This window comes from Rhizobium sp. WYCCWR 11146 (assembly GCF_013591995.1).
Lineage (GTDB): Bacteria > Pseudomonadota > Alphaproteobacteria > Rhizobiales > Rhizobiaceae > Rhizobium > Rhizobium indicum.
Genome location: NZ_JACCEY010000031.1, coordinates 26,480 through 45,108, shown reverse-complemented (window position 1 = coordinate 45,108; position 18,629 = coordinate 26,480). Strand labels below are relative to the sequence as shown.

The following is an 18,629-nucleotide window of genomic DNA, read 5'->3' as shown; positions in this document are numbered from 1 at the left end:
ACGTCAGCCACGCGCCTTCAGATGAAGCATTGGATGATGCTCATAATGGCCGGCGCCGTTCTTCACGATCGGATCTTCCGACGTGATCGCCTGAATGTCTTGATCATCGCCAATCTGGTAGAGCGATACGCCGTAGCCGCCGGCAGGATCCATCACCGGACCATGCGCGACGATCTTTCCTTCCTGGAGGCGCATATCGAGGAAAACCCCGTGCTGCTTCATCCATTCCTGCTCGTCGGCAGACATGGTCGCCAGAAAGTCTGGGCGGGGCGGAATGTATTTGCACAGGTAGTATTTCATATCTGACTCCTGAGTTGCCGGAACACTGAAGACGGTCCTACGCCCCCCACAGCTGAGCCTTGCCTCTTTCAGGCCGTCTTCTGCGATGGAACATCGACCCGCATTTGGTTACTATCAATTTAAGACTAAGTCACTATCAAAAAGATATCGATACGAAGAATCTTCGCGGGCCGAACGACCGTCGTCGCAGGCGCTTTGCTCGATGGTGAGCGCGGCGAAGGGCAGCACCCGTCGCTTGAGGTTTAGGGTGAATTTTCGGAGAGCGTGGAACGGTCGGTCGGCCAGGTGGACAGCGCTTGCTCGGCAACGGCCTCCAGCATCTCGCGGCTGAATCCGGCTTTGGCCAGCACCGCCATGCCATGCGTGAGAGCCATCACGAAGGCTGCAAGGGCATCGGCTTTTGCCGTCTCCGGCAAGTCGCCCTCGGCCTTCGCCCGTTCGAAGCGTTCACGAAGCTGCGCCTGGCCGGCCGCACGAAAATCGATCAACGCTTGCCGCACGGGTTCCGCTTCATCCGATCCCGCCACGGCGCCATTGATGCCGAGACATCCCGTATGGTCGGGATAACGCGTATTGAGATCGGCTGCATTGAAGAGGATATGGGCAGCAACCTGACGCGCTGTGGGGAGCTGAAGCGCCTCCAGAATGTAGTGCAGGAATCGTTCGGAATAGCGATCGAGCGCTAAGTCGGTAAGCTCGTATCGGCTCTGATTCAGAGCCGACATACCGCGGCCCCCATCAACCGCGTTGCAAAATTCTGGCGCTGACCTGACCTGTGGCAAGCTCCGCGGCCGGCGCTGGCCTACCAAGCAGATATCCTTGGCCGATGTCGCAACCCAGATCCTGAAGCCGCTGAAGTTGGCTCTCCTCTTCGATACCCTCGGCGGTTATCGTCACGCCAAGTCCGACGCCGAGAGCGATGATGGCCTTGATCACCTTGTCCTGCTTGTCATTGGTTTCGAATGTAGAGACGAAACTCCTGTCGATCTTGATCTTGTCGAACCGGTAGTTGGAGAGTTGTGAGAGGCTGGAATAGCCTGTTCCAAAATCGTCGAGAGCAATCCTGACCCCAGCGTTCACCAGATCGTCGAGCACGATTCGTGCAGTGACGGCGTCCTGGATGATGGCGCTCTCCGTCACTTCCAGCTCGACCCTGTGCGCCGGCAGACCGACATCGCCCAATATCTTGAGAATTCTGAGCCCCAGCAACCGATCGCTCAGCTGGATCGGAGAAAGGTTGAATGACAGGACGAGCTCACTTGGCCAGGAAAGCGCATCGGTGCAGGCGTGGCGAAGCAGTTGGTCCGTCAATTCGACGATCAGCCCGGCTTCCTCCGCCACCGGAATGAATTCGTTTGGCGGGATGAATTCGCCGGAGGCCGTCTTCCAGCGTGCCAGCGCCTCAAAGCCGATAATCTTGTTCGTCTTCAGGTCCACGAGCGGTTGATAGTAGGGAACGATCTCAGCCTTCCTGATGGCTGCTCTTAGATCGGCTTCCACCCGAATCCGTTTCGCCAACTCATCCTGCATCGAAGGGACGAAGGGCTTCACCAGATTGCGCCCCTGCTTTTTGGCGACATACATCGCACAGTCCGAATGTCGGATGACCTGGCTCAGGTCATCTCCGTTCTCCGGATAAAGTGCGAAGCCGACACTGGCGCCGAGATCGACGGCGACGCCATTGAATGTGAAGGGTTTGCCGATCACGCTCACGATGCGGTTCCCCAACGCGGCAAGATCGGGATTTCCAGTGCGCCGCGCCAGAACGACAAACTCGTCTCCGCCAAGACGAAAAACGTGCTCACGGGGAAAGAGGGAAGAGAGCCGCTGAGCGACAGTCTTCAGCACCGCATCACCGTGATCGTGTCCCAGGAGATCATTGACCTTCTTGAAGCCGTCGAGATCGATGCTGAAGACGGCGTAGGTTTCTTCCCTTTGATCGCTCATCGCCTGCGCGCAGATGGAATCCAGAAACCTGCGGTTCGGCAGTTCGGTCAGCGTGTCGTGACAGGCAATCCAGTCTACGTTCTTTTCGGCCTGCAGCCTGCGATGAACCTCCCTCGAAAGATCGCGGATCCTCAGCGCGGAATAAATCAGCCCGAGAAACCCGGAGATATTAAGGGCAAGGAGCGCGTGGTCGAGCGGATAGTCATGATGCTTCTCGATGAACGCATCCAGCCCCTCATGCCAGTCGAAGGACCACGATAGGCAGAAGAGAAGCAGGAAGGCCGCGAGCCAGACAACGATCTCCACCTGGGGTCTGGTCGGTTGGATGCGAGGCATATAACAGGCTCCTGTTGTGTGACGAGCCGTCATGGCCAGTTTGGAGAACCGCATCGTCCCCGACATGTTTTCAATCAACAGCCGACATGGCTGATGCTCGTATCACCGAATGCCGGGTCGGGCATTGCAGTCGTTGCAAGCTGCGCAGCACCGACAAGTCCGTAAGATTGTCTGACCTTCGAAGGTTAATGGCGGGTTGCATTGATGAAGGTGCGGGCGTTTCGCTGCGTGAATTGGATATCTTTCCCGTAAATCGGATCGGGCCTCGATTCCATGGTGTCTGCCGGTCGCCGCTATCTCCCATTCTTCGAACGGCTGAAGAACCCGCCGGAGGATTAAGTAGTCCTTGAAAAGGAATGGGTGTGATGGGTTTACAGCGCCCCCGCGTCTTTTCAGCATCTGCGCGTCGCCGGCGACCGCGGAGCGCTCGGCAGTCTCGCCAGGGTAGGGCGCATCCCCGAGCCGATCAATCTGCCAGCATCGTATCTCCCAGGCTGTAGCAGTGGCTCGCCTGATAGGCGTTCCGACCTCGGTTCATATGCGTCACATTGAAAGTCCGAATGGCGCACAAGATGCGGCGCTCCGCGAGGAATTTGCGGATCGAGGCCGAGCCCCGCACAGTGATGCCGAAAATGTCCTCGCCGCGCGGAAAAAAATAACCGACGTCTTCGGGCGTCGTGACGCAGTGCTCGAGAAAAGCCTCGTCGACATCGCCCTGCGCGGGTGAATGGTCGGTGGTGAAATGCGAAAGATGCACCAGGAATCGTGCACGCAGGCCCTCGCTGTCGGCATAGAGCGTGAAAAGCTCCATCCAGCTCGCATTAACGCGGATGAGCGGCTTGTCGGAAGTCGAGGGCAGACATGAAACCGACCAGTAGTGACGCTCGGTCGTGCGCGGGATGGGGATGCAGGTCTGCCCGTATACTCCGAGAATTTCCAGAACGTCTTGCGCCTGCGGGCGACGAAGCAGCTTCTCGAAGCGTGCGACGTACTTGAACCGCTGTTCCAGGGACTCCGAGCGCTCTTCGGCGTCGATCAACTCCGCCTCGCCTTCAATCCAATCGCGCTGCTGCTCAGGATCCAGAAACTTGCGCAGACCGGTGGTGCTGCGACGAGGAGGCGCGCTCATGTCAGGTGCCATGTGAAATCCGTGTCCTCATCGCTTCACTGACCTGATCCCGCGCGTGTCTATGCAGCTGCTCGACGTCCGCTCCTGGTGGTGAGGCGCCCGTTCGCAGCACTTGGCTTAGCAAGCTGTTTGCCGGCGCGGCGGACCAACCCACCGGCCGCACAGTAACATCCATCCAACGAATGGCGAAAGACCGACCTTCAGCCGGACCGAAAGCCAAAGCCTACCGACGACCAAACAGCTGCGCGTTTTTGCTGGAATTGCTAGTAGACGAACGGATCCACCTCGGCCGTCGCATGGGCGTCCGCTTCCTTGGGGTAGATCACGCCCTTGCGCAGGATGATGTTGGCATAGAGCCTCGGCTCGCCGGTCTGGATCACCGCATGGGCAGCCTTCACCCGTCCGTAGAAATCCTGGCCGATCAGCGGCACCACCTGCCGGTGCGGCTCGTGGCGGGCGCAGCAGTCGATCATCTCCTCATGCACGGATTCGAGCTTGTCGCGCTCGGCCTTGACGGTCGAGCGGAAGATCGCTTCCGCCACGAAATCGTCGATCGGCAACACGCTGAGCACGGCGTTGAGAACCGGGATGAGGCGGTGGCCGTCGAGCCGGATCAGCCGGCGGGCATGTTCGACGCCCGGATAATTGCCGTCGACGATGGCGATCTCGTCGCCGTGGCCCATGGCGCGAAGCGTCAAAAGCAGCTCCGGGCTCAACAGCGGATCAAGTCCTTTCAGCATGGTCTACCTCCTTGAAGAGTACGTTCTGGTCGGTGAGGTAACGCGCGAAGATCGGCAGGCTGGCGCCGCCGATGGCGCGCGCCTGCGCGCCGACCGCGCCCTCGATGATTTCGGGCATGACGACGCCCTGTAGGTCGAGCTTGGCCGCTTCGTCGATGGTGGCCTGCACCACGCGGCTGCGCACCCAGCTGGGAAAGCCGCCGTCGATCACAGCCGCGCTGAAATCGACGATCGAGGCGGCGGCGACGATCGCCTGCGCCAGCGCCTTGGCGCTATCCTGGATCCAGGCTTCCATCGGCTCGCCGAAATCCACCCAGTCGTCGGCCGAATACCAGAGCGGCTCGGGATCGATGCCGCGCTCGCGCAGCATGTTTTCGAGCACGAAGATCGAGGCGATTTCGAGCAACTGCTTCGTCTCGCCGTTCTTGCCGCGCACAGGCAGCGGCCCGATCGCGCCTGCCGTGCCGGTACGGCCGGAAAAGATCGCCGAATTGAGCACGATGCCGCCGCCGATAAAGGAGCCGATGAAGAAATAGACAAAATCCGGGTAGGACGGCCCGACGCCGAAGACCAGTTCGGCGCCGCAGGCGCTGGTCGCATCGTTCTGCATGAAGACCGGATGCGAGACGCGCGCGGCGATGTCGGCCTGCAGGTCGACGTCGCGCCAGACCTCCATGGCGCCAGCCGGCGCGCCCACCTCTTCGGCCCAATTCCAGAGCTCGAAAGGCGCGGCGATGCCGAGGCCGGCGATACGGCCGCGCTGCTTGTCGTCGAGCCGCTCTTCGAGTTCCCGGATGCCCGAGGTGACGAAGGCGAGGATTTCATCCGGCAGCGGATAGGCATAGGTCCGGTGCAACTGCATGCGGATGCGGCCGACGAAATCCATCAGCACCAGATCGGCGCTGCGCCGGCCCATCTTCAGGCCGAAAGAATAGACAGCATCGGGATTGATATGCATCGGGATCGACGGCTGGCCGACACGGCCGCGCACCGGTTCCCCGCGCGACAACAGCCCTTCCTTTTCCAGCACCCGCATGATGACGGAGACGGTCTGCGCCGACAGCCCGCTGCGGCGCGCGATATCGGCCTTCGACAATGCGCCGTAGAGACGCACCAGCGACAGCACGAGCCGTTCGTTATAGGCTCGCACCCTGACCTGGTTCGCACCTCCGGCCGGATTCAGAATTGGTGGCGGGACCGGCGTGTGTTCCGGTCCATCCAAGGACGACATGGCCGCTCCTCCCGATTGTTGGCCTATGCCCTAATTCGATCGAGCATGCCACATCGAATTAATAATTCAATTGGATTTATTTATTGACAAGCCAATTTCTTTTCGCTCTTAATTGCCGTCGTCAAGGGCACGGGACCGCTGGGAGGCATTAGCGATCCACGGCGAAGTGTCATATCTTAAGCTTCCGGCCCCGCAGGGGCGGCGCCGGCAAACTCTGGGAGGAGTTCCATGAAGAAATCTGTTCTCGCTTTCGGCGCGCTCGCGCTTGGTGTCACCTTTTCCGCTCCTGTCATGGCGGCTGACGTTGCTGCCTGCCTCATCACCAAGACCGACACCAACCCCTTCTTCGTCAAGATGAAGGAAGGTGCGACCGCCAAGGCCAAGGAACTCGGCGTCTCGCTGAAGTCCTATGCCGGCAAGGTCGACGGTGACAGCGAAAGCCAGGTGGCCGCGATCGAAAGCTGCATTGCCGATGGCGCAAAGGGCATCCTGATTGCTGCTTCCGACACCAAGGGCATCGTGTCTTCGGTCAAGAAGGCGCGTGAAGCCGGCCTGCTGGTCATCGCTCTCGACACGCCGCTCGAGCCGGCCGATGCCGCCGACGCCACCTTCGCCACCGACAACCTGCTCGCCGGCAAGCTGATCGGCCAGTGGGCCAAGGAAACGATGGGCGACAAGGCCAAGGATGCCAAGGTCGGCTTCCTCGACCTGACCCCGTCGCAGCCGACGGTCGACGTTCTGCGCGACCAGGGCTTCATGATGGGCTTCGGCATCGATCCGAAGGACCCGAACAAGATCGGCGACGAGGACGATGCTCGTATCGTCGGTCATGACGTGACCAACGGCAATGAAGAAGGCGGCCGCAAGGCCATGGAAAACCTTCTGCAGAAGGATCCGAGCATCAACGTCATCCACACCATCAACGAGCCGGCCGCTGTCGGCGCCTATCAGGCGCTGAAGGCCGTCGGCATGGAAAAGAACGTGCTGATCGTCTCGGTCGACGGCGGTTGCCCGGGTGTGAAGTCGGTCAAGGAAGGCGTCATCGGCGCCACCTCGCAGCAATATCCGCTGATGATGGCAGCCCTTGGCGTCGAAGCGATCAAGAAGTTCGCCGACAATGGTGAAAAGCCGAAGCCGACCGAAGGCAAGTCCTTCTACGACACCGGCGTCTCGCTCGTCACCGACAAGCCGGTTTCCGGCGTCAAGTCGATCGACACCAAGGAAGGCACGGACAAGTGCTGGGGCTGAGCCCTGATTGTTGAAAGCAGACCGGCCGGGGCTTGATCCCCGGCCGTTTTCGACGGACGATGTTCCGTCGCCTCACGAACCGGCTAATCAAAGACCGGATGGATATCGGTGACGGCCCCCGCGCGAGTTCGGCGCGCGGATGCGGAGGAGGAACCATGACCGGAACACAGGAATTCGAACGTGTCCTCGACGGCAGCGACAAGAGCGTTGCCTCCTTCGAGCACGAGAAAGTCTCGCTGATCAAGCGCGCGCAGCATTTTCTGCACTCGACGCCGGCCGCCGTGCCGCTGATCGTGCTGGTGCTGGCGATCGTCATCTTCGGGATGACGATCGGCGGACGGTTCTTCTCGTCCTATACGCTGACGCTGATCCTGCAGCAGATCGCCATCGTCGGTATTCTCGGCGCCGCCCAGACGCTGGTCATCCTGACGGCCGGCATCGATCTTTCGATCGGCGTCATCATGGTGATCTCGGCCGTCGTCATGGGCAATGTCGCGATCACCTACGGCATACCGACGCCGATCGCGGTCGCAGCCGGCATGCTTGTCGGCGGCCTTTGCGGATTGCTGAACGGCTTCCTCGTCGCCTACATGAAGCTGCCGCCCTTCATCGTCACGCTCGGCACCTGGAACATCGTCATGGCGACGAATTTCATCTATTCCGCCAATGAGACGATCCGCGACACCGACGTCGACGAAAAGGCGCCGCTGCTGCATCTTTTCGCCGTGAGCTTCAAGCTCGGCAGCGCCGTGCTCACCCTCGGCGTCATCGCCATGGTGCTGCTCGTCCTGGTGCTCTGGTATGTTCTCAATCACACCGCCTGGGGCCGGCATGTCTATGCCGTCGGCGATGATCCGGAGGCGGCCAAGCTCTCCGGCATTCAGACCAAGAAGGTGCTGCTGACCGTTTACGCCATCTCGGGCGTCATTGCCGGCTTGGCGGCCTGGGTCTCGATCGGCCGCAACGGCTCGATCTCGCCGTCCTCTGCCGTCACCGATTTTAACCTCCAGGCGATCACCGCGACTGTGATCGGCGGCATCTCGCTGTTCGGCGGCCGCGGCTCCATTCTCGGCACGCTCTTCGGTGCCATGATCGTCGGCGTCGTCTCGATGGGCCTCAACATGCTCGGCGCCGACCCGCAATGGAAAGTCCTTTTGACAGGCGTGCTGATCATTGCCGCCGTCGCCATCGATCAGTGGATCAGAAAGGTTTCGGTGTAATCATGGCTCGCGAACCCCTTCTCACCGCCCGCGGTCTCGTCAAGCGTTATGGCCGCGTGACCGCGCTCGATAATGCCGATTTCGACCTCTATCCGGGTGAAATCCTCGCCGTCATCGGCGATAACGGCGCCGGCAAGTCCTCGCTGATCAAGGCGATATCGGGCGCCGTCACCCCGGACGAGGGGGTGATCACGCTCGAAGGCCGGCAGGTGCAGTTCCGCTCGCCGATGGAGGCGCGCGACGCCGGCATCGAGACCGTCTATCAGAATCTCGCCTTGTCGCCGGCGCTGTCGATCGCCGACAACATGTTCCTCGGCCGCGAGATCCGCAAACCTGGCCTGCTCGGCTCGATGTTCCGCATGCTCGACCGGCCGGCCATGGAAAAGCTGGCGCGCAACAAGCTCACCGAACTCGGCCTGATGACCATCCAGAACATCAACCAGGCGGTGGAAACGCTCTCCGGCGGTCAGCGCCAGGGTGTTGCGGTCGCCCGCGCCGCCGCCTTCGGCTCGAAGGTCATCATCATGGACGAACCGACGGCGGCCCTCGGCGTCAAGGAAAGCCGCCGCGTGCTGGAACTGATCCTCGACGTCAGGGCCCGCGGCCTGCCGATCGTGCTGATCTCCCACAACATGCCGCATGTCTTCGAGGTGGCCGACCGGATCCACATTCACCGCCTCGGCCGGCGGCTGACGGTGATCGATCCGAAGGAATACACCATGTCCGACGCCGTCGCCTTCATGACCGGCGCCAAGGCGGTGCCGACGGAGCCCGTCGCCGCATGAACGCACGCATCGATGAAATCGCCGGCGAGGTGCTTGACCGCGCCGGCCATTCCAGGCGTTTCCTGGTCGCCATCGCCGGACCGCCGGGTGCCGGCAAATCGACCATGGCCGACAATCTGGCCAACGCCCTGAAGGCGAAAGGCGAGAGTGTCGCGGTGCTGCCCATGGATGGTTTCCACATGGACAATGCCATTCTCATTGAACGTGGCCTGCTTGCCCGCAAGGGTATTCCCGAAACCTTCGATGTGCGTGGCTTCCTGGATATAGTTCGCGCGGTTCGCCCCGCAGATCAGGAAGTTCTCGTCCCCGTCTTCGACCGCTCGCGCGAGCTTGCGATTGCCTCTGCCCGCCCGATCGCTCCCGGGGATCGTTTCATCATCATCGAAGGCAACTATCTGCTCTTCACGCAGGGCAAATGGGCTGAACTTGACGGCATATTCGACTACACGATCATGCTCGCCCCACCAATCGAGGTGCTGGAAGAGCGCCTTTGGGATCGCTGGCGCGGTTATAATCTGACCGAGGAAGCTGCCAACGCCAAGGTCTACGGCAACGACCTGCCGAACGGCCGGCTGATCCTCGAAAACCGCCGCCCTGCCGACGTGACGCTGGAGATCGCGCTGGCGTGATGCCGCGGCGATTGTTTTCATGTAAAAGATAGTGCTATCGAGGCTGCAGACGCATCGCTTCGGAGGCCTGCCATGCAATCGATCACCATCCGCCGTCCTGATGACTGGCACCTGCATCTGCGCGACGGCGCCATGCTGGAAGGCGTGATCGCCGATACGAGCCGCACCTTCGCCCGCGCCATTATCATGCCCAATCTCGTGCCGCCGGTCGTCACGTCAGCTGACGCCAAGGCCTATCGCGAGCGTATCCTCAAGGCCTTGCCGGACGGTCATCGCTTCCGGCCGCTGATGACGCTTTATCTCACCGAACATACCAGCCCCGATGACGTAGAGGAGGGGAAGAACAGCGGCCTCATCACCGCCGTCAAGCTTTATCCGGCTGGCGCCACGACCAATTCGCATGGCGGCGTGCGCGACATGGAAAAGGCGATGCCGGTGCTGGAGCGCATGGCAAAGATCGGCCTGCCGCTTTGCGTCCATGGCGAGGTGACGACGCCGGAGGTCGATATCTTCGATCGCGAGGCCGTCTTCATCGAGACCGTGCTCGATCCGCTGCGGCAGCGCCTGCCGGAGCTGAAGGTGACGATGGAGCATGTGACGACATCCGATGGCGTCGATTACATCAAGGCGGCCAGGGGCAATCTCGCCGGCTCGATCACCACCCACCATCTGATCATCAACCGCAACGCCATCCTCGTCGGCGGCATCCGCCCGCATTATTATTGCCTGCCGGTCGCCAAGCGTGAAAACCACCGGCTGGCCCTGCGTGCGGCGGCCGTCAGCGGTGACCCGCGCTTCTTCCTCGGCACGGATTCCGCGCCGCATGTCGATCCGCTGAAGGAATGCGCCTGCGGCTGCGCCGGCATCTATACCTCGGTCAATACGATGAGCTGCCTCGCCCATGTCTTCGAACAGGAAAGCGCGCTGGAGCGGCTCGAAGCCTTCGTGTCGCTGAACGGGCCGGCCTGGTACGGGCTACAGCCGAACGAGGAGCGCATCACCCTGTCGAGGCAGGCCGAGCCGGTTGTCTTTCCCGCGAGGATTGAAACTGGCGCCGGTCCCGTGACGGTGTTCGATCCGATGTTTCCCCTGCATTGGCAGGTGGTGCAGCAGGCGTAATCTTTCAGATTTCAATTTTAAATAGATTTTTGATCCTAAATTCCGGCGTAACGTTAAACGCGTAACATTTGTATTGTGCGGTGCATCATTTGTTAACGGATGCATAAGACATTCCTCAGCACCGACCCCATGAGCTGCCGACATCATCCGGCGCGGCTGCAGTCGCGGAGACTGAAAGCATGATGCTTGACTATAACTCCCTCTTGTTGGCGCTCGGCGTCTCCGCGGCCTGCCTGGCGGTGACGCTGATGGGCAGTTGGCTTGTCCGTCGCGCAGAAACCGTGCTGTTGACCGCCACTGTCGGCCTTGTCCTCGTCGTCAGCGGCATTTTCGTCTATAGCGCTTATGTCAATACGCCGGAGAAATGGCTGGGCGTCGCCAATTTCGTGCTGTTTCATGCCGGTTTTGCCACCATCTGGGGCGCCGGCAAACAATTCCTCACCGGCCGGGTGTCTCTCCTCGCCATCGCGATCCGCGCGCTTGCGGCGATGGTCTTCTCCGTCGTGCCGATGCTGTCAGGCTATGACGGCCTGGCCTTCATCGCCGACAATCTCGCCATCGCCCTTTTGCTCTTTGCCACCGCCCGGCAATATTGGCTCGCCCGTGCCGAAGCACCGGCGCCGCTTCTCGGCATCACAGCGCTCTATACGTTGACGGCGATCTCCTTCTTTCTCTGCGCCGCGGTGCTGATATCAGACGGCAAGCTGGTGCTCGGCAAAGCCCCCAGCAACTGGGCCGAAGATCTGAGCCTTGCCGTCTGCATCGCCGGCATGACCGGGATCGGCGCGCTGTCGCTGGCGCTGCATCAATGGCGGCTCGCTGCCCGCCATCGCCTCGATGCGATCACCGATCCGCTGACCGGCCTGCTCAACCGCCGCGCCCTTTTCGACCAATACGGCACGCGCCCGATGGGAACGACCACGGCCGTCATCGTCTTCGATATCGACCATTTCAAATCCGTCAACGATCGCTTCGGCCATGCCACCGGCGACCGCGTCCTCAATGTCTTTGCCGGCGAACTTTCGGCCCATTGCCGCACCGGCGACACCGCTGCCCGGCTCGGCGGCGAGGAATTCGTGCTGGTGCTGAAGGAGATCATGCCCGGCCGGGCGGAACTCACGGCCGAGCGTATCCGCCGGGCATTCGAGGCGCGCGAGATCCATATCGACGACGAGGTGCTGACATGCACGGTCAGCGTCGGCGTCGCCCCCGGCCGTTCGAAGAACTTGGATTTCGACACCATGCTGAGTGCCGCCGACAAGGCGCTCTACGTCGCCAAGCGCGCCGGCCGCAACCGGGTCGAGCTTGCCAGCTACCTCAAGGCGGTTCCCGTCGAGGCAACGCGCACTGCGTCTTGATTCCTGACCGGCCCTCTCATAATATTGTCCTCGGCCGGATGCGGCCAGCCGCCCCGCGACGCTTCTGCGTTATGGTGAATGCATCCAGACAACATCCTTCACATCCCTTGCCGTTTGGCGATCGATGGCGAACGGGTCAGCAGACGCGGGCACTGATCTTCCTGTTTGCCGCCAACGGAAGGATGACATCATGCGCGATTTTCGCGATGCCAAGCTCATGGCAAAGACATTGCGGCAGGCCCTTGCCGACCGCGACATTTCGCTCACCCACAGCGAGGCGCTCGAAATCGTCGCCCGGCAGTTCGGGCTCGATCAATGGAATATCCTCTCGGCAAAGATCGATGCGGCAGGGGCTAACCCCTCTGCCATCGGCATCGAGCCGCCGATGCCGATCTTCCGCATCTTCTCGGTCGAAAAGGCCATGGAGTTCTATTGCGGCTTTCTCGGCTTCCATCTCGATTGGGAGCACCGCTTCGGCGAAAACTTCCCGCTCTATTGCCAGGTCTCGCGCGACGGCATGGCGCTGCACCTCAGCGAACATTCCGGCGACGCCAGCCCCGGCGCCAAGGCCTTCGTCCGCGTCGCCAATGTGCGGGCCTATCACGCCGAACTCTCAGGCAAGGACTACCGCTACATGAAGCCCGGCGTCGAGCAAGCGCCGTGGGGACTGGAGATGACCGTCACCGACCCCTTCAGCAACCGCATCGCCTTTTGCGAGCAGACGTAGTCGTCAGCGCAGCTTGGCTTATAGGTGACAAATCGATCAACGACCGCTATGGCCAGGCCGCCGGCGACCGCGTGCTCCAGGTCTTCGCCGATGAACTGACGGCCCGTTGCCGCCCCGGCGATACCGCGGCCGGCTCGGCGGCGAAGAGTTTGCGCTGGTGCTGACGGAGATCATGCCCCGCCGGGCCGAGCTCGCCGCCGAGCTCATCCGGAAAGCCTTCGAGGCGCGGCGTTTCTTCAATCTACCCGGCGCAGACTTTCCACAAAGACACCCCGACTGGTGCCTCGGCCCGAAACGGCGATCCGCTGTCCCGGTCCAAGTTCTCGCCTGATGTTCTCAGGGACACGGCAAATTTCGTCGAATAGCATCGGAACCCCTTCGACCTGAACCGGTGACCGACATTTTTTGCTACCCCTTTCATGGGCGTCGACGACGGTGAAAGAAAGCTCCACCAGATGGCCAGCGATAAAGGCGAATAGCATCGGCACTGCGATGATGACGAGATGCTTTCCGAAGAAATAACCAGCGATCGGAGCGATTAGCAGGCCGAAACCTTTCCTCACGCCGTCGATCTCGCGCCTGCTCTTCAAAATGAGCCAAAACGGCAATGCCGCAGAGACCACGCCGACGGCGAGAGCAGGAAGGGCCGCCTTGGAGATCCACTCGTTTGACGGCAGAAAGTTAAAGCCGGATATCTGGACGAAAATGGAAAGTACACCCGGCAAAAGCAACATGGTCAGAAGGATCCGGCCCGGTTTGCCGAGCGGCCATTTGACACTCTCTTCCTTCGACCCCATGGACAACGTACCGCTCTTTACATCGCAACCTGTCAATCACTCTGTGGCACATTTCGGCTAGCGGCTTCAAGGGGGCACGATCAGGGCAGAAAAAACCATTTTGGCTGCGTCTAAGAGGTCGCGGAACCCCTTTATACACCAACGACAAACTACAATGATGGCGCTCCCATGGATGTCGGCGCTTGCATCTCCGTCCTTGGAACTTACAGTCACACCATCTACGTTGTTTCAATGGAAATGAGTCCTGGTCGGCAGGGTGGGAACCGGATGAAATGTGTTTCGGTCCTGATTTTAGCGTTTCTGTCGATTTTTTTCGGATGGTTATTCTATGAAAGGTACTGGAAGTTCCGGGATTGCATATCGCAGACCCTATCCAGTTGCCTCACTCCCGACGGTAACAACCTGACGCAAGGCGGCTCTCTGTGGGCTGGTTTGGCAGGGCTGTTCTTGTTGCTCGCTGTGATCTCAGCCTGGCGCTCTTTCCGGAGCCGGGATGCTGGCAAATAAGCTGGAGCGGCCAGCTCTTCCGCTTGCTTCTCAAACGATTATCAACGCCCGCACGAAGGCCACCGAGGCGAGTAGCGAGGCGATGGTCCGCACATGGTTCCACCACGTCCAGTCCCTGACATAGGTGGCCCAGAGCTGAACCGCTTCCGTCCCATTGCCGCCGACCTTTGCCAGCGCATCGTTCATCGGCACGTTGAAGACGATGGTCGAGACGAAAGAGGCAAAGACATAGAGGGCTGCACCCGCCAGCATCAGAAAGGATGCCCCGCCGCGCCAGTCGATCAGGGCGAGCACGGCGATGATGATGCAGAGGATCGCCGTCGGCACGAAGAGGCCCATGAAGGACGAGCGAACGATCGTCACGTTGATCGAGTTCATCGCCGCGATGCCTTGCTCTGCCGGAATCCGCGAGAAGGCGGTCATGATGAAGGTCGAGAAGGCGAAGAAGATGCCGGCGACGAGGCCGCTGCCGATCGCCGCGGCGACGAGGGAGAGGATGAGAATGATCTGCATGGTCAGGCGCTCCATATTCCGGTTGCCGCGGTCCGGTGGGCATATTCGCCGAAATCGGTGGCGGGGCGGCCGAGAATTTCGGCGACACCGCCCATGGTGCCGGAGTTGCGCCCATCGAGCACCTGGCCGAAAAGCTCCTCCAGAAGTTCGATCAGGCCCTGCGGCAGGCCGGCCGCCGCAAGCCCGCCGGTGAAATCCGCCATCGACACCTGCTCATATTCGATCGGCCGCCCGGCGGCCTGAGCGATCTCGGCGACCGCCTGGCGGAAGGTCAGCGCCCGCGGGCCGGTCAGTTCGTAAATCTTGTTGCGGTGGCCGGGATCGGTCAGGGCGGCGACCGCCGCATCGGCAATATCGTCGGCATCGATGAAAGGTTCGCTGATCTCGCCCGCCGGCAATTGTAGGCGGTCGCTAAGGATCTGCTCGACAAAGGCGCCCTCGCTGAAATTCTGGCAGAACCAGGAAGCGCGCAGGATGGTGGTGTTTATGCCGGACGCTTTCAGCGCCGCCTCGCTGCGCTGCGCGCCCTCTTCGCCGCGGCCGGAAAGCAGCACGATATGCTCAAGGCCACATTCCACCGCGACCTTGGCGAGCGCTTCGATCGCCTCCGCCGCCCAGGCGACTGCAAGGTCGGGCTGGAAGGCGACATAGGCGCTCGACGCGCCGTCAAGCGCGCCGCGCCAGGTCGACCTGTCCTCCCAATCGAAGGGCCGTGCGCTGGAGCGCGATGCGGCGCGGACGGTGAGGCCGCGCGCTTCCAGGCGCTTGATGATGCGGCCGCCGGTCTTTCCCGATCCACCGACGAGGACGATTTCGGAAGTCTGCATGTCAAAACTCCTCCCAAACTTGAAAACAAGAGAAACTCTCTCATTTGCAAAATGAGATAATCTCTCTTATTTTGTTTGTCAACGTGGAAAAGGAGAGAGCATGTCGGAACAGCCGGTCGCAACGCGCAGGCGCCAGCAGGAGTCCACCGGCCAACTGCGCCGCATCCCCAGCCAGCAGCGCGGCCGCGAGCGCTTCGAAAAGATCCTCGCCGTTGCCTCGCAACTGATCGAAAGCCATGGCAGCGACGGCTTGAAGATGAGCGAGATCGTCGAAAAGGCCGGTCTCTCCTTCGGCGCCCTCTACCAATATTTCCCCGACAAGACTTCGATCATCCGCACATTGGCCGAGCGCTTCAACGAAGAGGGCAGGCGGTGCGTCGAAGAGGAGCTGGCGAAGGTGACCGACGCTACGGCCCTGCAGGGGGCGCTCGCCAATATCGTCGACGAATATTACGCCTTCTTCCGCCGCGAGCCTGTCATGCGCGACATCTGGCATGCGACCCATACCGACAAGCTGCTGCAACAGGTCGATGCTGAGGACATGGAATTTCATGCCCAGGCATTTCTCGCCGTACTTATCCGCCTGTGGCCGGTTCGCGACCGCAAGGAACTGCTCGTGATCGCGCGGCTGACGATGCAGTTGCTTGCCGCCGCCGTGCGTTATGCCGTTTCGCTGGACGCCGAGGAGGGCGCTCAGGCAGTCGCACTATTCAAGAAGATGCAGATCGTTGATATCGGCCGCCTGCTACAGCAATAGCCCGCCTTTCGTCTGGAAACCGCGGGCTCTTGCTGCTATTCCCGCAAGGATCCAAGCCGAAGGAGAGCCGCATGATCCAGACCACATTTCCCGACCGCGCCGTGATGGCCGAATTGCTGGCCAAGATGCTCTGGGAAATCAAAGCGGTGCATTTCAATGCCGCCCAGCCCTATAAACTCTCCTCCGGCATGGCGAGCCCTGTTTATATCGATTGCCGCAAGCTGCTCTCCTTCCCGCGCATCCGCTCGACGGTGATGGATTTCGCCGCCAGCACCCTGCTGCGCGATGCCGGCTTCGAGCAGTTCGATTGCATCGCCGGCGGCGAGACAGCCGGCATCCCCTTCGCCGCCCTGCTGGCAGATCGTCTCGGGCTGCCGATGATCTATGTCCGCAAGCAGCCTAAGGGCCATGGCCGCAATGCCCAGATCGAAGGCAACATGCCGGAAGGGTCGCGCGTGCTTGTTATCGAAGACCTGACGACAGCCGGCGGCAGCATGTTCAAATTCATCGAAGCGGTCCGCGCCGCCGGCGGCATCGTCGATCACGGCATCGCGCTGTTCTTCTACGGCATATTCGGTGAACAGCGCTTTGCCGACGGCAAAGTCAGGCTGCATCACATCGCCACCTGGCGTAATGTTCTGGCCGTCGCCAAGGCGCAGAAGCTCTTCGACGACAAGACGCTGTCGGAAGTCGAGGCCTTCCTCGATGCGCCGCTGGCCTGGTCGGGAAGGAATGGTGGGGTTAGTGAGCTTTCGCTCTAGCCAGTTGACAAAAGCTCGCTTAATCGGTTGATGAACGCATAAGTGCTGTTGGGAGGAATACGATGATTTTGTGCTGCGGCGAAGCCTTGATCGACATGCTGCCGAGGGACACGACGCTGGGCGAAAAGGGCTTTTCGCCCTATGCCGGCGGCGCGATCTTCAACACCGCGATCGCGCTAGGCCGCCTTGGCATTCCCACCGCCTTCTTCACCGGCATCGCCGATGACATGATGGGCGAAATCCTGCTGGAGACGCTGAAGGCGAGCAATGTCGATTACAGCCCGTGCGCCATCACACCACGTCCCTCGACCATCGCCTTCGTCAAGCTGGTGAACGGCCAGGCGACCTATGCCTTCTACGACGAGGGCACGGCCGGCCGGATGATCACCACGGCCGACCTGCCGGATCTCGGTGATGATTGCGAGGCGCTGCATTTCGGCGCAATCAGCCTCATCCCCAGCCCCTGCGGCGAAACCTACGAAGCCCTGCTCGACCGCGAAGCCGCTCGCCGCGTCATCTCGCTCGATCCGAATATCCGTCCGGGTTTCATCAAGGACAAGCCGTCGCATATGGCCCGCATCAAGCGCATGGCCGCGAAAGCCGACATCGTGAAATTCTCCGACGAGGATCTCGAATGGTTCGGCCTGCAGGGCGACCATGATGCGCTCGCCGCCCACTGGCTGAACCACGGCGCCAAGCTCGTCGTCATCACCAAAGGCGCGGAAGGCGCGTCCGGTTATACCAAGGATCGCAAGGTGACGGTGCCGAGCGAACGCGTCACCGTCGTCGACACAGTCGGCGCCGGCGATACCTTCGATGCCGGCATCCTGGCGTCGCTGAAGATGGATAATCTGCTGACCAAGCGCCAAGTCGCTTCGCTGGATGAGCAGGCGCTGCGCAACGCCCTGGCGCTGGGTGCGAAGGCGGCGGCCGTCACCGTCTCCCGCGCCGGCGCCAATCCACCCTGGGCACGTGAGATCGGCCTCTAAGACTTAAGCCAGCTTCGCCCCTCATCCGGCTGCCGCCACCTTCTCCCCGCTCGCGGGGCGAAGGGGTATGCCCGCGGCCTCTCAATCTCCATTGACGTTGCGTTGGCCACGTCCCCTCGCCCCGTTTACGGGGAGAGGGTTAGGGTGAGGGGCAACTTTCGAGCGAGGGTCCCGGGCTTCGACCGGGCCGGCATCGTATTGACATCATGCTCTGACGCCACGCCAGCCCGGGATTTGCCCTTGCTCAAGCCTATTCTTTCGCGCGGGTGCGCGCCTGGCTTTCCTTCTTGATCGGCCGACCGACCGGGCAGACCTCCTGCACGAAGCCGTTAAGCGTGTTGACAAGATTGTTCTCGATCAGGGAGTAGTGGACGAACTGGCCCTGTTTCTCTCGTCTGATCAGACCCGCAGCTTCGAGGATGGAAAGATGCTGCGAAACGGCTGGCTTGGACATGCTGAAGCGGTCAGCGATCTCACCAGCGGTCAGACCCGATGCCGAGAGATAGGCGAGGATCTTCCGGCGCGGCGCACTGGAAAGCGCGTGGAATACCCGCTGGGCGGCGCTGACGGTGCGGCCTTCTACGGCATCATCGAAAGTCTCTTCGTCCAAGTCCGGTCTCCGTGCCAGCGGCATCATCGCCTTGATCCGTTAATCAATTAAGGAATTAATGCATTGCTTAATTGCTTCCATTCGCGCAAGGTAATTAGG

20 protein-coding genes and 1 pseudogene are annotated in these 18,629 nt (G+C 61.1%); 11 read left to right on the top strand and 10 right to left on the bottom strand.

Annotated features, from left to right (window positions below):
* Window positions 1-3: 3 nt before the first annotated feature.
* The 6 genes from HX899_RS24510 to HX899_RS24485 all read right to left on the bottom strand — a co-directional run bounded on the left by HX899_RS24510 (window position 4) and on the right by HX899_RS24485 (window position 5,683).
* Complete coding sequence (locus HX899_RS24510; RefSeq protein WP_138388285.1) at window positions 4-300, bottom strand: YciI family protein; 297 nt, start codon at window positions 298-300, stop codon at window positions 4-6.
* 242 nt (window positions 301-542) lie between these two features.
* The gene (locus HX899_RS24505; protein ID WP_246697176.1) at window positions 543-1,025 is read right to left on the bottom strand and encodes a TetR family transcriptional regulator C-terminal domain-containing protein; all 483 of its coding nucleotides are present in this window, start codon (window positions 1,023-1,025) and stop codon (window positions 543-545) included.
* 13 nt (window positions 1,026-1,038) lie between these two features.
* Complete coding sequence (locus HX899_RS24500; protein ID WP_181293625.1) at window positions 1,039-2,583, bottom strand: bifunctional diguanylate cyclase/phosphodiesterase; 1,545 nt, start codon at window positions 2,581-2,583, stop codon at window positions 1,039-1,041.
* Between the two features lie 466 nt (window positions 2,584-3,049).
* Window positions 3,050-3,724 (bottom strand): hypothetical protein, encoded by a 675-nt coding sequence (locus HX899_RS24495; RefSeq protein WP_181293624.1) that lies wholly within the window; start codon window positions 3,722-3,724, stop codon window positions 3,050-3,052.
* Window positions 3,725-3,975: 251 nt separating this feature from the next.
* Window positions 3,976-4,452: an RbsD/FucU family protein gene (locus HX899_RS24490; protein WP_181293623.1), complete on the bottom strand. Its 477-nt coding sequence runs from the start codon at window positions 4,450-4,452 to the stop codon at window positions 3,976-3,978.
* Window positions 4,436-5,683 carry an ROK family transcriptional regulator gene (locus tag HX899_RS24485; protein WP_181293622.1) on the bottom strand — a complete coding sequence of 416 codons (1,248 nt, stop codon included), beginning with the start codon at window positions 5,681-5,683 and terminating at the stop codon, window positions 4,436-4,438. Before HX899_RS24485 ends, HX899_RS24490 begins: the two co-directional genes overlap by 17 nt.
* Before the next feature lie 228 nt (window positions 5,684-5,911).
* On the opposite strand from HX899_RS24485, the gene HX899_RS24480 reads away from it, so the two are divergent.
* The 8 genes and pseudogenes from HX899_RS24480 to HX899_RS35225 form a co-directional block, all read left to right on the top strand.
* The gene (locus tag HX899_RS24480) at window positions 5,912-6,931 is read left to right on the top strand and encodes a sugar ABC transporter substrate-binding protein (protein ID WP_017958798.1); all 1,020 of its coding nucleotides are present in this window, start codon (window positions 5,912-5,914) and stop codon (window positions 6,929-6,931) included.
* 155 nt (window positions 6,932-7,086) lie between these two features.
* On the top strand, window positions 7,087-8,151 hold the full coding sequence (locus tag HX899_RS24475; RefSeq protein ID WP_138388278.1) for an ABC transporter permease: 1,065 nt from the start codon (window positions 7,087-7,089) through the stop codon (window positions 8,149-8,151).
* A gap of 2 nt (window positions 8,152-8,153) precedes the next feature.
* A complete protein-coding gene (locus HX899_RS24470; protein WP_062945140.1) occupies window positions 8,154-8,936 on the top strand; it encodes an ATP-binding cassette domain-containing protein in 783 nt (260 codons plus the stop codon).
* A complete protein-coding gene (locus tag HX899_RS24465; protein WP_181293621.1) occupies window positions 8,933-9,565 on the top strand; it encodes a nucleoside triphosphate hydrolase in 633 nt (210 codons plus the stop codon). The genes HX899_RS24470 and HX899_RS24465 overlap by 4 nt, the downstream gene beginning before the upstream one ends.
* A gap of 72 nt (window positions 9,566-9,637) precedes the next feature.
* Entirely contained in the window at window positions 9,638-10,684 is a 1,047-nt protein-coding gene (gene pyrC / locus HX899_RS24460) for a dihydroorotase (RefSeq protein WP_138332377.1), read from the top strand.
* Between the two features lie 179 nt (window positions 10,685-10,863).
* Window positions 10,864-12,042 carry a GGDEF domain-containing protein gene (locus tag HX899_RS24455; RefSeq protein ID WP_171599784.1) on the top strand — a complete coding sequence of 393 codons (1,179 nt, stop codon included), beginning with the start codon at window positions 10,864-10,866 and terminating at the stop codon, window positions 12,040-12,042.
* 190 nt (window positions 12,043-12,232) lie between these two features.
* Entirely contained in the window at window positions 12,233-12,769 is a 537-nt protein-coding gene (locus tag HX899_RS35230) for a glyoxalase superfamily protein (RefSeq protein ID WP_246697175.1), read from the top strand.
* Window positions 12,770-12,798: 29 nt separating this feature from the next.
* Window positions 12,799-12,998: pseudogene (locus HX899_RS35225) on the top strand (diguanylate cyclase domain-containing protein); the annotation flags it as partial.
* A gap of 7 nt (window positions 12,999-13,005) precedes the next feature.
* Here the strand turns inward: HX899_RS35225 and HX899_RS24445 are convergent.
* From HX899_RS24445 to HX899_RS24435, 3 genes are all read right to left on the bottom strand, one after another.
* Complete coding sequence (locus tag HX899_RS24445; RefSeq protein ID WP_138332379.1) at window positions 13,006-13,566, bottom strand: hypothetical protein; 561 nt, start codon at window positions 13,564-13,566, stop codon at window positions 13,006-13,008.
* Between the two features lie 537 nt (window positions 13,567-14,103).
* The gene (locus tag HX899_RS24440) at window positions 14,104-14,601 is read right to left on the bottom strand and encodes a DUF1772 domain-containing protein (protein ID WP_171599782.1); all 498 of its coding nucleotides are present in this window, start codon (window positions 14,599-14,601) and stop codon (window positions 14,104-14,106) included.
* Window positions 14,589-15,413, bottom strand: a complete 825-nt coding sequence (locus HX899_RS24435; RefSeq protein ID WP_181293620.1) for an NmrA family NAD(P)-binding protein — start codon at window positions 15,411-15,413, stop codon at window positions 14,589-14,591. The genes HX899_RS24440 and HX899_RS24435 overlap by 13 nt, the downstream gene beginning before the upstream one ends.
* Window positions 15,414-15,513: 100 nt before the next feature.
* On the opposite strand from HX899_RS24435, the gene HX899_RS24430 reads away from it, so the two are divergent.
* The 3 genes from HX899_RS24430 to HX899_RS24420 all read left to right on the top strand — a co-directional run bounded on the left by HX899_RS24430 (window position 15,514) and on the right by HX899_RS24420 (window position 17,920).
* Window positions 15,514-16,170, top strand: coding sequence for a TetR/AcrR family transcriptional regulator (locus tag HX899_RS24430; protein ID WP_171599780.1), 657 nt, complete (start codon window positions 15,514-15,516; stop codon window positions 16,168-16,170).
* A gap of 71 nt (window positions 16,171-16,241) precedes the next feature.
* The gene (locus tag HX899_RS24425) at window positions 16,242-16,931 is read left to right on the top strand and encodes an orotate phosphoribosyltransferase (RefSeq protein WP_138388265.1); all 690 of its coding nucleotides are present in this window, start codon (window positions 16,242-16,244) and stop codon (window positions 16,929-16,931) included.
* Between the two features lie 62 nt (window positions 16,932-16,993).
* Window positions 16,994-17,920, top strand: a complete 927-nt coding sequence (locus tag HX899_RS24420) for a carbohydrate kinase (protein WP_138388264.1) — start codon at window positions 16,994-16,996, stop codon at window positions 17,918-17,920.
* A gap of 250 nt (window positions 17,921-18,170) precedes the next feature.
* Here HX899_RS24420 and HX899_RS24415 read toward each other — a convergent pair whose 3' ends face one another.
* A complete protein-coding gene (locus tag HX899_RS24415) occupies window positions 18,171-18,530 on the bottom strand; it encodes a metalloregulator ArsR/SmtB family transcription factor (protein ID WP_181293619.1) in 360 nt (119 codons plus the stop codon).
* Between the last annotated feature and the right edge of the window lie 99 nt (window positions 18,531-18,629).

What these genes read in the sequence shown, in the direction of transcription:
- HX899_RS24435 (WP_181293620.1), bottom strand. Translation starts at nt 15,413, where the DNA reads ATGCAGACTTCCGAAATCGTCCTCGTCGGTGGATCGGGAAAGACCGGC.
- HX899_RS24495 (WP_181293624.1), bottom strand. Translation starts at nt 3,724, where the DNA reads ATGGCACCTGACATGAGCGCGCCTCCTCGTCGCAGCACCACCGGTCTG.
- HX899_RS24510 (WP_138388285.1), bottom strand. Translation starts at nt 300, where the DNA reads ATGAAATACTACCTGTGCAAATACATTCCGCCCCGCCCAGACTTTCTG.
- HX899_RS24470 (WP_062945140.1), top strand. Translation starts at nt 8,154, where the DNA reads ATGGCTCGCGAACCCCTTCTCACCGCCCGCGGTCTCGTCAAGCGTTAT.
- HX899_RS24445 (WP_138332379.1), bottom strand. Translation starts at nt 13,566, where the DNA reads ATGGGGTCGAAGGAAGAGAGTGTCAAATGGCCGCTCGGCAAACCGGGC.
- HX899_RS24455 (WP_171599784.1), top strand. Translation starts at nt 10,864, where the DNA reads ATGATGCTTGACTATAACTCCCTCTTGTTGGCGCTCGGCGTCTCCGCG.
- HX899_RS24485 (WP_181293622.1), bottom strand. Translation starts at nt 5,683, where the DNA reads ATGTCGTCCTTGGATGGACCGGAACACACGCCGGTCCCGCCACCAATT.
- HX899_RS24420 (WP_138388264.1), top strand. Translation starts at nt 16,994, where the DNA reads ATGATTTTGTGCTGCGGCGAAGCCTTGATCGACATGCTGCCGAGGGAC.
- HX899_RS35230 (WP_246697175.1), top strand. Translation starts at nt 12,233, where the DNA reads ATGCGCGATTTTCGCGATGCCAAGCTCATGGCAAAGACATTGCGGCAG.
- pyrC (WP_138332377.1), top strand. Translation starts at nt 9,638, where the DNA reads ATGCAATCGATCACCATCCGCCGTCCTGATGACTGGCACCTGCATCTG.
- HX899_RS24480 (WP_017958798.1), top strand. Translation starts at nt 5,912, where the DNA reads ATGAAGAAATCTGTTCTCGCTTTCGGCGCGCTCGCGCTTGGTGTCACC.
- HX899_RS24500 (WP_181293625.1), bottom strand. Translation starts at nt 2,583, where the DNA reads ATGCCTCGCATCCAACCGACCAGACCCCAGGTGGAGATCGTTGTCTGG.
- HX899_RS24475 (WP_138388278.1), top strand. Translation starts at nt 7,087, where the DNA reads ATGACCGGAACACAGGAATTCGAACGTGTCCTCGACGGCAGCGACAAG.
- HX899_RS24430 (WP_171599780.1), top strand. Translation starts at nt 15,514, where the DNA reads ATGTCGGAACAGCCGGTCGCAACGCGCAGGCGCCAGCAGGAGTCCACC.
- HX899_RS24425 (WP_138388265.1), top strand. Translation starts at nt 16,242, where the DNA reads ATGATCCAGACCACATTTCCCGACCGCGCCGTGATGGCCGAATTGCTG.
- HX899_RS24490 (WP_181293623.1), bottom strand. Translation starts at nt 4,452, where the DNA reads ATGCTGAAAGGACTTGATCCGCTGTTGAGCCCGGAGCTGCTTTTGACG.
- HX899_RS24440 (WP_171599782.1), bottom strand. Translation starts at nt 14,601, where the DNA reads ATGGAGCGCCTGACCATGCAGATCATTCTCATCCTCTCCCTCGTCGCC.
- HX899_RS24465 (WP_181293621.1), top strand. Translation starts at nt 8,933, where the DNA reads ATGAACGCACGCATCGATGAAATCGCCGGCGAGGTGCTTGACCGCGCC.
- HX899_RS24505 (WP_246697176.1), bottom strand. Translation starts at nt 1,025, where the DNA reads ATGTCGGCTCTGAATCAGAGCCGATACGAGCTTACCGACTTAGCGCTC.